The sequence below is a fragment of the Thermodesulfobacteriota bacterium genome (assembly GCA_040755095.1).
Taxonomy (GTDB): Bacteria; Desulfobacterota; Desulfobulbia; order Desulfobulbales; family JBFMBH01; genus JBFMBH01.
In genome coordinates this window covers 1-14281 of sequence record JBFMBH010000125.1, presented here as the reverse complement: position 1 = coordinate 14281, position 14281 = coordinate 1, and the positions used below count along the sequence as shown (strand labels likewise).

At 67.8% G+C, this 14281-nt stretch carries 9 protein-coding genes; 1 reads left to right on the top strand and 8 read right to left on the bottom strand.

Going from position 1 to position 14281, the window contains the following annotated elements:
• Positions 1–49: 49 nt before the first annotated feature.
• From AB1634_15740 to AB1634_15705, 8 genes are all read right to left on the bottom strand, one after another.
• Positions 50–2872, bottom strand: a complete 2823-nt coding sequence (locus AB1634_15740) for a helicase-related protein (protein MEW6220965.1) — start codon at positions 2870–2872, stop codon at positions 50–52.
• 52 nt (positions 2873–2924) lie between these two features.
• Positions 2925–3419, bottom strand: coding sequence for a DUF3368 domain-containing protein (locus tag AB1634_15735; protein MEW6220964.1), 495 nt, complete (start codon positions 3417–3419; stop codon positions 2925–2927).
• Positions 3412–3663, bottom strand: a complete 252-nt coding sequence (locus AB1634_15730; protein MEW6220963.1) for a UPF0175 family protein — start codon at positions 3661–3663, stop codon at positions 3412–3414. Before AB1634_15730 ends, AB1634_15735 begins: the two co-directional genes overlap by 8 nt.
• 258 nt (positions 3664–3921) lie before the next feature.
• Positions 3922–6627 (bottom strand): ParA family protein, encoded by a 2706-nt coding sequence (locus AB1634_15725; protein ID MEW6220962.1) that lies wholly within the window; start codon positions 6625–6627, stop codon positions 3922–3924.
• On the bottom strand, positions 6627–7025 hold the full coding sequence (locus AB1634_15720) for a hypothetical protein (GenBank protein MEW6220961.1): 399 nt from the start codon (positions 7023–7025) through the stop codon (positions 6627–6629). The genes AB1634_15725 and AB1634_15720 overlap by 1 nt, the downstream gene beginning before the upstream one ends.
• Positions 7019–12247 carry a DEAD/DEAH box helicase gene (locus AB1634_15715; GenBank protein ID MEW6220960.1) on the bottom strand — a complete coding sequence of 1743 codons (5229 nt, stop codon included), beginning with the start codon at positions 12245–12247 and terminating at the stop codon, positions 7019–7021. Before AB1634_15715 ends, AB1634_15720 begins: the two co-directional genes overlap by 7 nt.
• 128 nt (positions 12248–12375) lie before the next feature.
• Positions 12376–12852, bottom strand: a complete 477-nt coding sequence (locus tag AB1634_15710) for a (deoxy)nucleoside triphosphate pyrophosphohydrolase (GenBank protein ID MEW6220959.1) — start codon at positions 12850–12852, stop codon at positions 12376–12378.
• On the bottom strand, positions 12845–13828 hold the full coding sequence (locus tag AB1634_15705) for a DUF523 and DUF1722 domain-containing protein (GenBank protein MEW6220958.1): 984 nt from the start codon (positions 13826–13828) through the stop codon (positions 12845–12847). The genes AB1634_15710 and AB1634_15705 overlap by 8 nt, the downstream gene beginning before the upstream one ends.
• Positions 13829–14004: 176 nt before the next feature.
• Between AB1634_15705 and AB1634_15700 the strand changes: the two genes are divergently transcribed.
• The coding region (locus AB1634_15700; GenBank protein MEW6220957.1) for a glycogen synthase at positions 14005–14281 on the top strand (277 nt) is incomplete at its 3' end.

Sequence of the window (14281 nt, the reverse complement as noted above, 5' to 3'; positions counted from 1 at the left end):
CACCCATCCTACGCTCTACGCTCTGCATCATGACCACCTCCCGCAGAGGCTAGACGAACGGGACAAATGGCACCAGCACCAAGACACCGATGACGTCCACCGGCAGGACCGGCCGGACCCGATACTGGCCGCGGGCCTCGGCGGCGTCCCGTACCCGGCGGTGGTCGGCCAGGAGGGCCTCGGCCCGGGCGAGGGCCAGGGCCTCCAGCCGGTCGGCGAGCCCGGCCAGGCGGTCGAGGCCGGCGCGGACGTGGCGGCGGCGGGCCGCGGGGTCCATGTCCCGGCAGGGCTGGGCATCCAGGAGCTGCCGGGCGGCATCGCCGTCCAGCCAGTCGCTGCTGTCGGCCGCCAGCGCCACGGGCAGCACCTCTTCCGCCAGCATGGTGTGCTCCTGGCCCGCCCGGCTGATGACGAGCTGGCAGCGCAGACGCACGAGCAGAACCACGGTCCGGACCGTTACCGCCTCGGTGAAGATGGCACCAGCCCGGGCAACGATCTCCGGGATCGAGCCGTCCATGGCCCCTTCGGCCAGGAAATCGGCCAGGGCGGCCACCAGGGGATGGCTGCGATGGATGAATCGGCAGCCCGGGGGCGGCGGGTACCGGAATTCCAGGTCCAGGGGCCCGGCGGGATCGATGCCCAGGCCTGCCAGCCGCTCCCGGACCACGGCCGGCAGGTGGCGAAGGTGGAGGCGAAAGCCCTGCCGGCGGCTCTCCAGGGGAGCCCCCAGGCGCTCGGCCGCCTGGCGGACAAAACGCCGCACGTCCTCCTCCCCGCCCAGGGCGGCCATGGCCTTGCGCCACTCGGGTAGCACCTCCTCGGGCCGCAGCCGGCGCTGGGCGAAGATGGTGCGGTTCCGGGCCACCTTGTCCCGGATGTTCTGCCACTTCCGGTCCAGATCCTCTTCCAGGGGAAGGAGCCGGGCCTCGAAAAGGGAGAGCTGCCGGGCCCGGCTTTTTCCCTCCTGTTGCCGCAACAGCACTGCCTGCATGACCGCCTGGCTGACCCGGTTCTCGTCATCGGGCATGGGCACCAGGACCCCCAGCTCCTTTCGGATCCGCTCGGCCTTGCGGAGGATGACCTTGAGCACCGCGCCGTCCACCGGATTGTCTTCGCCGTAGAGCATGACTGCCCGCACCTGGGAGGACGGCTGGCCGAACCGGTCCACCCGGCCTTCCCGCTGCTCGTGCCGGGTAGGGTTCCAGGACAGATCGTAGTGGACCACCGCGTTCAGCCATTCCTGCAGATTCACCCCCTCGGACAGGCAGTCGGTGGCCACCAGAATCCGCGGGTCGGTGGCGGCCAGGGCGACCACCCTCTCCTCCCGCTCCGCCGGCGCCAGCTCGCCGGTGACCGCCGCCACGGTATACTCGGGAAAGGCCTTGGCCAGGTGCTCGGCCACGTAGTGGGCGGTGGCGACGTAGCGGCAGAAGATCACGGGCCGGAAGCCGGCCGCCACCAGGGCCTGCACCTCGGCCAGGAGGGCGGCCAGCTTGGGGTCGGCCGCCGGCCCCCGCAGGTCGTCGGCGTAGCTGGCCAGAAGCGCCAGGTGCTCCACGTCGTCCCGGGCGGCGGCCGGCACGCTGTCGCTGATGGCCGCCAGATCAGCGCCGCCATCCAGGGTCAGGGCCTCGCCTTCCTCGTCCAGGACGTCCGGGCTCATCGCCTTCTCGATGGCCTCGATCCGGGTGGACAGGGCCTTGACGGCCGCGGCTGGTGACGACGAGATGCAGCGGAGCAGGGCCAGGGCCGCCCACCAGTTCATGCGCTGCTCCACGAGCCCCAGCCCCGCGGAGCCGGCGATCATCTCCCGGGCGTATTCCAGCACGTCGTCGAAGAGCTGCCCCCACCTGCCGGTGAGCCGATAGACGGCCTCCCGGGTGAGGCGCTCCGGGAACAGGCTCGCCTCCTGCCACTCCTCGATATCCGGTCGCCGGCGCTGGACGAAATGCCGGGCCAACTGCTCCCGCAGGGCTGCCCGCCGGCCCTCCGGCAGCTCATGGAGGCCGGCGAAATCCGGATCGAGCAGGCCCAGGAGGTTGGAGAAGGCCGCCTCGTCGCCGCTGTGGGGGGTGGCGGTGAGGAGCACCAGGTGGCGGCCGCCGGTCTCGGCCAGGCCTTTCAGGAGCTGGTAGCGCTGGTGGCGGCCGCCAGCGCCGCTCCTGGTGCAGGTATGGGCCTCGTCGACCATGACGAATTCCGGGCAGGAGCGAAGGAACTCGTCCCGCCGCCGATCGGACTTGATGTAGTCCAGGCTGACGATGGTGAAGGGGTAGACCTCGAACAGGGAGCGCCCAGGGGGCAGGCCCCGCTCCAGCCGGCCCACGGTGCTGGTGCGCACCACCTCGGCCGGGATGTTGAAGTGCAGGTCCAGTTCCCCCTGCCACTGCTCGCACAGATGGGGTGGGCACAAGACGGTCAGACGGCCGATCTCCCCCCGATCCAGGAGCTCCCGGGCGATGAGGCAGGCCTCGATGGTCTTGCCGATGCCCACATCGTCGGCGATGAGCAGGCGTACCGTGGCCTGCTTGAGGGCCATGAGCAGGGGCACCAACTGGTAGGCCCGGGGCTCCACGGCGATGTTGCCGAAGCTCCGGAAGGGACCGCCGCCTGCCCGGAAACGGAGCAGAAGGGCATCCCGGAGCAGGCTGCCCGCCTGGTGGGAGCCCGCCAGGGCCGGGTCCGGCGGCGGGAAGCTGGCCGGCGCCACCGGGGTACGCTCCAGGGGCAGATAGACCAGGGTCGCCTCCCGCTGGGAGCCGCCCAGGGGCCGCAGGATGAGCGTGTCGTCCTTGGAGTCGGGCAACACCACCCACTCCCGGCCCCGGGCGCTGACCAGGCTACCGGGCTGAAGATGGATGTCGAGGCTCATGGGTGGGGCTCTCCGCGGTTATCCGGCAACTCACGAGGGGGGGGGCCAGCATTCACGGCCATTCACCGACATCTTGCAAGACGGCCTCAACAAGACTCTGACGGATGAAGATGCCGTTGGCCTGCAACTGCTGGACAAAGGGCTTGATCGCCTCGATAAGACCTCTTTGTTTGGCCCTGCGCAGCAACCCCAGGGTGCCGATTCTCTTGACGCCGAACCGCTCCGCCACCCGCCGGGCAAGCGCATCATCCAGCAGGGCGGTACTCCCCGGCCGGGCCAGCGCCAAGGCAATAGCCTGGGCTTCACCGCGCCCGACCAGTACGGTCAATGGCAACAACAGGTCCACCGGTGGATACTCGACCTTGAGCCAGGACAGCTGACGCAGTTCAAGGGCACCAGGCAATCCTGCCCCTCTCACGGTCACCTCCTCCCAGACCTCTTGCGGGACCACGACCCGGGCATAGAGCTGTGGCAACAACGCCAGCTGATCGATGATCGCCAGGGCGATGAGGGGACTGCTGTCACCTACGACGGTCTCTTCATGCATCCCGCAACTCGTCGGCGATCTGATCGTCATGGAGGTTCATCACCGGCACCTGCAGCCGTCCCAGCTCAAACATGAAGCGCACCGTGGGCATGCGGCAGAACTCTGCCGCCTTGCCCAGGGAAAGCCGATGAAGCTCGAAGAGCTTGACGGCAAGAAGGAAGAGGAGCTCTTCTTCCAACGCGTGCGGGTCCTTGCCAGAAGTGACAAGCAGGTCGTCCGGATAGGGCAGGGACAAGACTGGCATGGTCGTCCTCCCATGGTGATAGGCAACGGTCGAGAAAACCTCTCCGCTCAAGCAACAACGGCCACCAGAGGTCAGGTTCGGCGGTCACGCCGCTCAATCGGAGGCGTAGGATGGGTGGAGGCGACAGCCGCAACCCATCAGCCGGCCGAGTCGAGATGGGTGCGCTACGATCCCCCTTCCTGCGCTTCCCAGATTGAAACGCCAGATCGGGGCTCATGGGGGGCTCTCCGGGGATGCCCAGGATGCCGAACCGCACGATCAGGGCCTGGCCCGCATGCTCAAAGCGCGCTTGGCCAGGCTCAGCACCCGGGGCCGCTTGCCCTGCTTGAGCTGGAAGCCCAGGCCTTGCCGAAAGATCTCGGGCATGTAGTACTCCCCCTCGCTCGGGAGCAGGATGCCACTCATCTCGAGGAGTCCGATTTCCCGCCGGTCCAACCCCAGCTCCTCCGGACTGAACGGAATCTTTCTTTCCGGGGTCTGGCGCAGCTTGTCGAATATGGGCACCAGAATCGGGTTCTCCTGCCCGATCTCCTCGATCTTCGCCTGGCTGCACAGCCGCACGGCGCCCCGGATGGTGGCCGGTGGCAGCAACCGGTCGCCGAGCGGCAGGGACAGGCTGGCCTGGCCGGCATGGCGCAGCAGCCGCACCAGATCCCGGGCCTGGATCTGGCCGCGAAAATCGGCCAGAGCCGCCAGCACCCAGTCGGCGGTCCTGGCCTCCCTGGACTGGTCGCCCCCCAGTTTCTTGCCCCAGACCGGCCAGAGGAGCGCTGTCGCCTCTTCGAGGGTGATGGACTCCGGATCCCTGCCGCCAGCGATATCGAGCGCCATGTCCGCCTGAAGGCACAGCCACACGGCGAGCCGCAGGGCCTGCTCCCGATCCCAGCGAAGGGCATAGGGCTCGTACAGCCGCTCGAACTGCCCGACGTTTTGCGGGATTGCCGCACGTACCACATCGGCGCGAACGAACACCACCACCCCGAAAGGACAGTTGGGAATATCCCGCAGATGGCTGGGCACGGCCTGCAGAAGCGCCCGAACCGCTGCCTGCTGCACAGGATTGTCGGTGACGCCAGGGAAGATCTCTTCAAGACCATCGATGACCATCACCAGACGCCTCTTCTGCTGCCGGAGCATCGCGGCCACCCGCAGGCTGGCATCCTCTTCCAGATTGGGCGCCATCTGCAAGGAGCGGGCAAACAGCTCCAGCCAGCGACGACGCCACCATGATTCCTCGGTACGGTTCTCGGCCAGGGCCTCCTCGAGGCAATCACGGGCCTCGGTTTGCGTCCAGGCTGGACTGACGCTCGCCAGCGCCGTCGCGGTCGCTTCCTGGCACTCCTTGACCAGACGCTTTGCCCCGTCCCCCAGGCTCTTCGGCGCCAAGAAAGGCCAGACGTCGCCCCAGGCGCCGTTGGTGCCGGACCCCAGGGTGGCCAGCAGGAACCTGGTCCACTGCTTCTGGCGGATCAGCTGGAGGTAGGTGTAGGTCTTGCCCGCCCCCTTGGCGCCCATGACCACCACCACGGGCAGATCCTCGCGGTATTTCTGGGCCAGGTTCCGGAGGGGGGTGGTGGTCAGGAAACGTTCTCCCTTACCGGATTCGGCATACTCGACACTTTCGGCGAATTCCACCAATCTCCGCCGGCCCTCCGCGCTCAGTACCGAGGGGGAGGGCGGCATCTTCTGGGCGTCCCCGCGCAGCAGCCACCAATCCTCGAGGAGCGCAGCACACTTTTTGGCCACGGGGTTCCCTTCCAGTTTCTGCATGGCGTCATCAAGGCTCGAGATCACGAGCAGCTCCTGGGCGAAAGGAGTCTCCTCGACGCGCAGCCGCGGCGGACTGACTTCGTCCTCCCCTGGCGTATCCGGATAGATGCCAAGCCACTGCTCGCGGAAGGCATCCATCCTGGGGGAGCCTGCCAAGTCCTGGGGCACCATGGAGAGGAGCACCACCGGATCGGTCAGATACTCCTTGTCCACGGGCGGCGCGAGCTTCCGGAGCTGGCGCAGGACCAGGGAGGTGCCTTCCAGGGACTGCAGGGAGGGTGTTGTCACCACAACCCGCTGGATACGGGGATCGAAGAGCAGGGGGCTGGCCAGCTCCGAAAGGCCTGCCCGGAGATCCAGAAGAACGACGTCGGCCCGGAGATGTTGTCCCAGGGCGGCGAAGAGCTCTCCCAACCGCCAGCGGGCGTCGGGGCCCTGCAGGAGATGCTCCGGCCGCACTGCCGTGCCCAGGGCCTGTGACTCGTCGCGAAATGCTGGCAAGAAGTAGTGCTCCGCTGTCCCCCCAGCCGTAGCCAGCCGCAGCGGCTGGGCCCGGAGATGATGACCGGTGAGAGCGATGGCTTCCGGCCACCCGGGATCGGGATCGGCATGGGCCAGGGCCAGGAAATCGGCGAGAGAGATGGCCTGCTGGCCCAGACCAGAGGCGGCGGCCAGGGAGGTGATGCCCGGTGCTTCCAGGTCGGCATCCACAAGCAGGCACGAAAGCCGGGGCTCGTGGGCGGAAAGGGCCTTGAGCAGGGCCAGAAGATGCAAGGTACGCCCGACACCACCCTTGAAGGAATAGAAGGCAAACAAGGCCGGCGCTCCTGCCGGAAAGGCCGGGGGCCAGTCGATGGCGGCCGGCTCGGCGGGCAGAAGGGCGATCCGCTCAAAACTGGGCCTGACGGGGGAAGCCGTCGGCCCGGCCTCGCCGGTGACCTCCATGACCACCGGGAAAACTCGATCACGATCCGGAAGGCTGTCCAGATGGATACCCAGGCCGGGCTGGTACCGCGCGCCAAAGCAGTCGGCCAGAACCTGCTCCACCTCCCTCCGATCCGTCTCCGCCCGCAGGCGCAGCTCCAGGCCGTCGTGGTAGGCAGAGGCTCCCACCAGGCCTTCGGGCCATTCCCCTTTGTCCCGGCGTACGGCCAACCGGGCTTCGATGTCCACCCACGTGTACAAAGGTTGCATCACAGAAGCTCCCTCCGCAGCCAGCTCATGATCCGGTCGAGCTCCTCCTGGATTCGCTCCTCGCCGTCCAGGCGAATGCCATAGCGAAACGCCTCATGGAGCTGCCTCGGCTCGACGGGTTGTGGCTCGTCCTGCCTGGTCCTTGTTGACGAGAGGACATACTGCCGCGGCAGACGCAGCTCCTTCACAAAGGCCCGGAGGTCATGGCCATGGTTCCGGACACCCAACTGCCTGGTGTCTGCCGCCCTCTCTCGCCGCATCAAGGCGGCCTTGAGCCCGCACTCCACCGCATAGACCAGCAGAAGATGCCGGGAGGCGGCCGGCGGTGGCAACTCCTGCGCCACCCAAGCGTGCTCCCGATGGGCCCGCTCAAGCCCTCTCCGCGTGGCGGTCAGCATGGGTGGGACTCTCCGAAGACGTCCGGAAATTCGGCAACAATGGCCGGCCAGAGGGCCTGGTCGCAAGGAAAGCGGATGACCGTGAAGCCCGCAGCCTCCAGGCGGGCGGTGATGGCCGCATCCAGACGCCGCTGCCGGTCGTGCTCGTGGTGGGGACCATCAATGTACACCAGGGCCTGGGTGGCACGGTAGACGAAATCCGGCCGGGTGGCGTGGGCTTCCAGGAGGAGCTGGGCGTCGTCGGGAAGGCGCAAGCCCTGGCGGAGGAGGTACTGGAGCCAGGCCTGTTCCAGGGAGCTGCCGGCGAGGCGCCTCAGCTCGGCCAGCTGCTCGACCCCGCTGCGGCCGCCGGTCCCCCGGGACACCTCGGCCCGGGTGGCGCGGCACAGAAGAGCCAGAACCTTCGGACTGCGGCGGTCCACCAGCCGGTGATCGATCTGGTTGGCGTAGCTCAAGAGACAGCGGTAGCAGCCGGCCTCGCACTGCAGGTCGAGATCCCGAAGATCGTCGGCCTGCCAGCTCGACCCCCGCTGCTGGTAATGACAGATCTCCAGAGCCCGGGCCACCACCCGACCCATCGCCTCACGGTCGTGGGCCAGGCGGGTGAGGACCCCGGCCCCGCCCTCGGCGGATTCATAGAGCAGGATGGCCCGCCGGTGCTCCCGGTCCGGCAGGGGCTCCGCCGCCAGCTCCCCTTCCTCGACCTGGAAGACCGACTCGATGCCCCGTTTGACAGCGTACTGGAGGGTGGCCATCTCGCTGGCCGCCAGGACTTCCTTGGGGGTGAGGATGAGCACGTTGCGGCGATCCTCCACAAAGGGGGTGATCCGGCGTATTCGTGCCACGGTGGCGCTGGCGGCGGCGTCATCATCCTCTTCCGGGGCCTGGGCGTCTTTCGCCCAGAAGCCGCTGGCGGTATCGATGTTGAAGCCGAAGATGGTCTTCTCCTTGCGGCGACGCCAGCCCAGGTTGATGCGCCAGACCGTTGCCGCGGGTGCATACTGCAGGGTGAAGAGCGCCTCTCCCCCCTCGGCGTACTGGCTGGCGGTCAGGCGCGGCCGACCGCCCTCCTCGGCGAACTGCCAGGTGGTCACCGTGTCGTACCCCAGTCGCCGGCGCTCCTCCTCGTCGCAGGTGATCCGCTCCACCCGCCGGGTGGCAACGTTCTCCACCCGGAACAGATTGGCGATCCGTCGTCCTTCCTCCAGGGAAGCGGAACAGGCATGGCAGCGATCGGCCTCGAGAAAGCCGGCAAAGTGCCCGTAACCGCAGGCCGGGCACAGCCGCGCCTGCCGCACGGCCAGCCCCATGTCCGGCCCCTCGCTGCGATCCCGGGCGCTTACCAGGAGCCGAGTCACCCGGAAGAGACCGCCCTCATGGTAGATGAGGGACAAAGGCCCGAACTCGGCCAGTCCCAGAAAACGGGCCCGGGAGATGTACGTCTCCCGGCCGCTCTTTTCCCTCCTGCCGGGGATGTACGCCAGAAGAGGCAGACGGGGGAAGTTGTAGCCGGGGAGAAATCCTTGGCTGGCCAGGTAGCGGTAGGTGTAAAAGTCCGCGTGCGCCTTCGCCTGGGTGGTGAGGAGAAGCTCTCGCTGCAGCCGCGCCTCGTCGTACCGGAGCTTCGCCTCTCGCCTCTCCTGTTCTGGCGCGGCGGCGTTCATCTGCACGGCATGGCTCTGCTCCATCTGGGCGCTGGTGGCTCGGAACAGGTCCCGCCACCGATCCAGGGCCTCATCGAGATCCAGGACGGTGCGGCGCAAGGCCCGATCCTGCCAGTCCTCGGTATACCACGGTGCCGCTTCCGGGGTGAGATCACCGGCCAGGGTGGCCAGGATGGCCTGGGCCCGTCTCCCGGCCCGGGCCCGGGCCGATGAAGAATCGAGGCTGGCCGCCAGCTCCGGGCGCAGGGGCAGCCGGTCAGCATCCCCCATCTCCAGGAGGCCGTCCACGGAGGGTGTCAGCCGCTGTCCGGTCTCCGCCAGCCAAACCGCTCGCAGATGGCTGGTGATGAGGTCTTCATTGGCCAAGTCCAGGAGGGGGGGCGTCACCTGACCGGCCACCATCCTGCTGGGATCCTGGAAGAAATACTGGTCGTGGGGGCTCAAGGCTGCACAATAGGTGAGCACCAGGGCTGGCTGGCCACTGCGACCGGCACGGCCGCTGCGCTGGGCATAGTTGGCGGGCGTCGGCGGCACGTTCCGGAGATAGACAGCGTTGAGCTGGGCGATATCCACGCCCAACTCCATGGTGGGGGAGCAGAAGAGCACCGGCAGCTTGGCCGCCTCGAAGCGCTTCTCCCGCCGCTCCCGCTCGTCGGCATCCACCTGGGCGGTGTGCTCCCGGGCCTCCAGCCGGACAAGGAAGCGCTCGCCGGCAGCAAGGGCGGTGGCCACGTTGCCATAGAGGTCCTTGAGGAAGGGGTTGTCCACCGGCCGGGAGCTGACCGCTGACGTGGGACCGGGGCCCAACCGCCATTGGAGGATATCGCCCATGACCCGGTAGCCGCTCAGGCCGTCGCCCAGATCCCCAGCCTCAATGAGCCCGTGACGCATCAACCCGGAGAGAAGATCCTGCACGAGACTCTGGTACAGGTCCTCGGTCATCTTGCCAGGGAAGTGGGTGTCGGTCTCGGGTTCCCATGACGAGGGTTTGCGCAGCTCGCGGCCGAACCGGGAGCGGAAAGAAGCCGAGGCCAACGGTTCGTCGATCGGCCGTCTGGGCTGCCGGGGTCCGGCGAGGCACCATGAGGCCTCCCTGGGCATCTCGTCTGGCTCGAACCCCCAGGGCTCCTTGAGGCTGGTGAAGCTCGCGTTCCTGAACTGCTCCAGCTGCATCGGGTCCAGGTAGCGGGTCTTGATGCACCGCTCGGTGCGCATGAAATCCAACAAAGCCCGCAGGAGTCGCTCCCGAAGCAGCGGCGGAGCCGTGGCCAGCCGAGGATGAGCCGTGCGCCACAGATCCTCGTCCCGGCTCAGATCCCCCAAGCCGTCGTAGTCAATGGTCAAAAGGCCCAACTGCTCCAGGTTGGGGTTGTTGATCCGCCAGCCGCGCCGCAGGTCATGATAGAGACGGTAGCCAAGAACGTTGCGCAATGCCTCCTCCGCCCGACGCCTGGCAGGTCCCGTAGCCTCCGGTGTCACCATGAACTCGGCCCGCACGCCCACATCATCCTTTGCGAAGCCCAAGGCCACGAACACCGCCTGGGTGAGGGTGGCATCGGTCAGGGGGCTGACAGGCTCCTGGGACAGGGCAGCGAGCAACGCCCCCCGCACGATCAAGACCTGGAGGAAATCGTTCAAATGGCCTGCCTGCAGAGAGGCATCCTGGCGATTATCGGTAAAGCCAAGGATCTTGCGCGCCTCCTCAGGCAAACCATGCTCGTCGGCCCGCAGAAAACGGAGGCAAGCCAGGGTCAAGACGGTAGTCGCCGAGGCCCGGCCCTCCGAAGACAGCTTGCCCAGCTTGGAGGACTCCCGCAACCGCCCCTCGTGGAGGAAGCCACACGCCAGGCAGAAGCGGAAGCGGCCAGGGATCAGCCAGCCTTGCAGACCGGATGTGCCGATGGCGCCATCCGGTCCGACCGTTACGGCCTTGGGCTGGTATTTCCGGAAGTGGGCCTTGAGGCGGATCTCCTCCCGCGCCAGATCAAGCCAGGTCTCGGGATACCGCTCGTAGTCGCTGCCGTCCCAGGCTTTTTCCGGGTCGGGGAAGAAGTAGCCAAAGGGACTGTCCTCTCCCTCCCGCGTGATCTCGTCCAGCTCCCGCGGCGCCAACGTGCCGCCGGCCGGCTCGTCGTCGCCCTCCCGCCAGACGGGGTAATACTCCTGCCCGCACTCGCGGCAGAAAGCGGCGTTGAAAAGCCGCTTGTCCCTGGAGCCAGGCTGAAACTGCTGGCCGACGATGTCGATGAACCGTGTCCCCGCCGGCTCCAGCGTGGTGTAAACGTTGGTCCCCGCGGAGATGAACTGGTGCAGCCGAAAGGCAAACAGGCTGGCGCCATCGGCCGCCTTCGTCCGGCAGGCCAGCAACAGGAAGCGGGCCAGGCGGTCCTCGCAGAGATCCAAGGACCGACCGCAGGTCTCAGCCAGGTCCGCAGCGGCGTCCCGGATCGTCCGGGGGCGGGCCCGAACCCACCTCTCCCCCTCCTTGGCCAGCCCCAGGGAGGTCTCGATCCAGACCGCCAAGGGGTGACAGCGGAGGTCCTCGTAGGTGGCCTGGACCGGCACACCAGCATCCACCGCCGCGGCCAGACGCGCCCGGGACAACGGCTCGTCTGGCGTCGTCACTCGCCGCAGGCTCTCGGTGATAATGCAGTCAGCCGACACCTGGGCGCCGAAAAGGCGTGAAGCCACGCCGGCCACGGTCTGTTTACGCCTGGCCGCATCCCCCTCGCTGGCCATGGTGGCCGAGGTGCCCACGCACCGGAGGTGCGGGCTCAATCGCTCCCGCAACCGGCGTACCAGCATGGCCACGTCAGCCCCTTGGCGGCCGCGGTAGGTATGCAGCTCATCGAGGACCAGAAGCTCCAACCCCTGTGCCCCTCGCACCACCGCGCGGTCTTCCTCCCCCTGTCGGGTCATGATCAGTTCCAGCATCATGAAGTTGGTGAGGAGGATGTCGGGAGGGTTGGCCGCGAGTCGTTGTCGTTCCTCGTCCGACACCGGGCCAGTGTAGAGGCCGAAGGTCACGGGCGACTGACCTTCGGGATAGCCCCGGCCGAGGAACTTCTCCAACTCGTCATACTGGCTGTTCGCCAAGGCGTTCATGGGATAGATGACGATGGCCCGGATCCGGGGGTTGGGATCGGCCGTCTTCTGGCGGAGCGCCAAGTCGACGATGGGCACGAAATAGGCGAGGGATTTGCCGGAGCCGGTGCCGGTGGTCAGCACGTAGGATTGGCGACGCTGGGCACAGAGGATCGCCTCCTCCTGATGCTTATACAGGCGCAAGGAGATGCCAGGCGCGCCCTCTGCCGTCTTGCCGTACCGGAAGATGCCGGCGCATTCCGGATGCAGGACGCCGGCCGCCACCAGCTCCTCCACGGTGCGACCCGGGACGAAGGCTGGATTGAGCTGCACCAGCGGCGGCGGCCAGAAATGCTCGGACTTGTACCTGGCCTCCACATAAGCCTGGATGTCGGCGGCCTTGATCCGCACAAAGCTGCGGGTGAACCGCTCATACTGGCCAACGACCGCGTTCCGGAATGCAAAGACGTCCATGGACTTCCCTGGTTGAGCAGCGGGCAAGAGCCTGGATGGAGCCAAACAAGTCCTTATAAACCGCCATAAAAGAAGCCGTCAAGAAGCGAAAACCCATGTTGCCTTGCCGAGGCTGGAGCGCAAGAGGGTCACGTTCTGCCGGCTTCTCCGGAGCATACCCTGCCGGAGAAGGCCGCCTGCACCAGCGCCACGGTCGGCAAGTCGGCGGGGGCGAAAGGGTAGCGACCCATTTCCTGGGGCCGCACCCAGGCCAGGGCGGCGTGGGCGTGGGGCTGAAAGGTGCCGGCCAGGTGCCGGACCCGGTAGCTGGCCAGCTCGATCACCGCGTGCTCGTAGCGGTGCCGGTGCACGAGCAGGCACTCCTCCACCGCCACCTCCACCCCCAGCTCCTCGTAAAGCTCCCGGACCAGGCAGGCTGCCGGCTCCTCGCCCGCCTCGATCTTGCCACCCGGAAACTCCCAGAGCCCGGCCAGCCGGTCGCCGGCCGGCCGCTGGGCGATGAGGATCCGACCGGCTTCTTCGATGACCGCGGCGGTGACGCAAATAAGTGGCAGGGTGGCCGTTGCCGGCCCAGCCGGGGGGATGGCGGGTCCGTCCTCACGCATGGCTGCGGAGCTGGATCTCCAGCGGGTGGGGCGCCAGATAGGTCTGGCCAGCCAGGGCGGCGACGCCGTGCTGGCGGACGAGGCTGCCCACCAGGGTGATCGGCACCGCCAGGGGGAGGGTTCCGGCGCGGTAGCGGTCGATGCTGGTGCGCAGCTCCGCCTTCTCGCCGGCGGTGAGCATCCTCCTGAGCGAGCCGGCCATCTGCTGGAGGACCTTGGCGTTCTTCTTCCGTGTGGCCAGGCGGGCCAGGGCTTGGCAGAGGAGGGCCTGGTAACGGGCAAAAAGCTCGACCACCGGCAGCTCCCCGGCGGTGGCCACCAGCCGGCCCAGGGCTCGGCAATGCTGTTCGCTGTGGGCCATGATCTGGAGCTGGTGGCTGGCGTGGAAGGCCGCCAGGCCGTCCCGGTGCATGGCCTTCTGGCGGCAGGCCCGCCAGCGCTGGCCGGCGAAGATCCGCTCGATGAAATTCTCCCGGACGGCCTCGTCGGAGAGCCGGTCGTCCTCCTCCACCGGCACCAGGGGGGAGTGCGCCATGAGCTGGCGGGCGAAAAGGCCGACCCCAACACGGCGAAAGCCGGCCGCGCCGGTCAGAACCTTGACCCGCTGCACGCCGCAGGAGGGCGACCGGCTCTTGAAGATGAAGCCGGACAGGTCGTCCGCCGCCAGCTCCGGCAGCCGCTGCCGGGCCCAGCCCAGCAGGCGCTCCGTATGATCGATGCCGGTGCCGGTCGTGACGAGACGCGGCGCGGCCGGGTCGCCTACCAGGTGCATGGTCTCCCGGGGCACCGGCAGGCCGCACTCGACTTCCGGGCAGACCGGCACCACGGTGCAATGGCGGCTCAGGGTCTCGGCCACAAAGGAGGCCAGCCGGTGGCCACCGTCGTAGCGCACGGGGTTGCCCACAAGACAGGCACTGACGCCGATGCGCATGGTCTCGTCCTTGGCCGGCCTGGCACCGGGCTGGGCGATCTTCATGGCCCTCCTCCTGGGGCAGGTGTCCCGCTTCTGCTCCCAGCATGCCTGGCCGGCCTGGCCTGGTCAAGCCTGGCCACCCCCGGTTGACGCTTGGGGACGATCTGGGCTATGACAACCCCAGGCAAGAACCGCCCCAGGCCCGGGCTGCCCTCCATCCCCCACCCCAGGAGCGCCCTATGCAGGTCCTGTACCTGACCCGGGAATACCCGCCCCACGTCTACGGCGGTGCCGGCGTGCACGTGGAGCATCTGGCCCGGGAGATGGCCCACTTGGCCACCGTGGAGGTCAAATGCTTCGGCGACCAGCAGGCGCCCTTCGACAACCCGGCGGTGCACGGCTACCCCTTCACGGAAGGGATCTTCGAGGGCAACCCCCGGCGGGTCAAGCAGGCGCTCATGACCCTGGCCACCTGCCTGCGCTTCAACGCCGCCCCCATCGAGGCGGACGTGGTCC

Excerpts from the sequence above, each read along its gene's own strand:
- AB1634_15740 (MEW6220965.1), bottom strand. The coding sequence starts at position 2,872 with ATGAGCCTCGACATCCATCTTCAGCCCGGTAGCCTGGTCAGCGCCCGG.
- AB1634_15735 (MEW6220964.1), bottom strand. The coding sequence starts at position 3,419 with ATGCATGAAGAGACCGTCGTAGGTGACAGCAGTCCCCTCATCGCCCTG.
- AB1634_15730 (MEW6220963.1), bottom strand. The coding sequence starts at position 3,663 with ATGCCAGTCTTGTCCCTGCCCTATCCGGACGACCTGCTTGTCACTTCT.
- AB1634_15725 (MEW6220962.1), bottom strand. The coding sequence starts at position 6,627 with ATGCAACCTTTGTACACGTGGGTGGACATCGAAGCCCGGTTGGCCGTA.
- AB1634_15720 (MEW6220961.1), bottom strand. The coding sequence starts at position 7,025 with ATGCTGACCGCCACGCGGAGAGGGCTTGAGCGGGCCCATCGGGAGCAC.
- AB1634_15715 (MEW6220960.1), bottom strand. The coding sequence starts at position 12,247 with ATGGACGTCTTTGCATTCCGGAACGCGGTCGTTGGCCAGTATGAGCGG.
- AB1634_15710 (MEW6220959.1), bottom strand. The coding sequence starts at position 12,852 with ATGCGTGAGGACGGACCCGCCATCCCCCCGGCTGGGCCGGCAACGGCC.
- AB1634_15705 (MEW6220958.1), bottom strand. The coding sequence starts at position 13,828 with ATGAAGATCGCCCAGCCCGGTGCCAGGCCGGCCAAGGACGAGACCATG.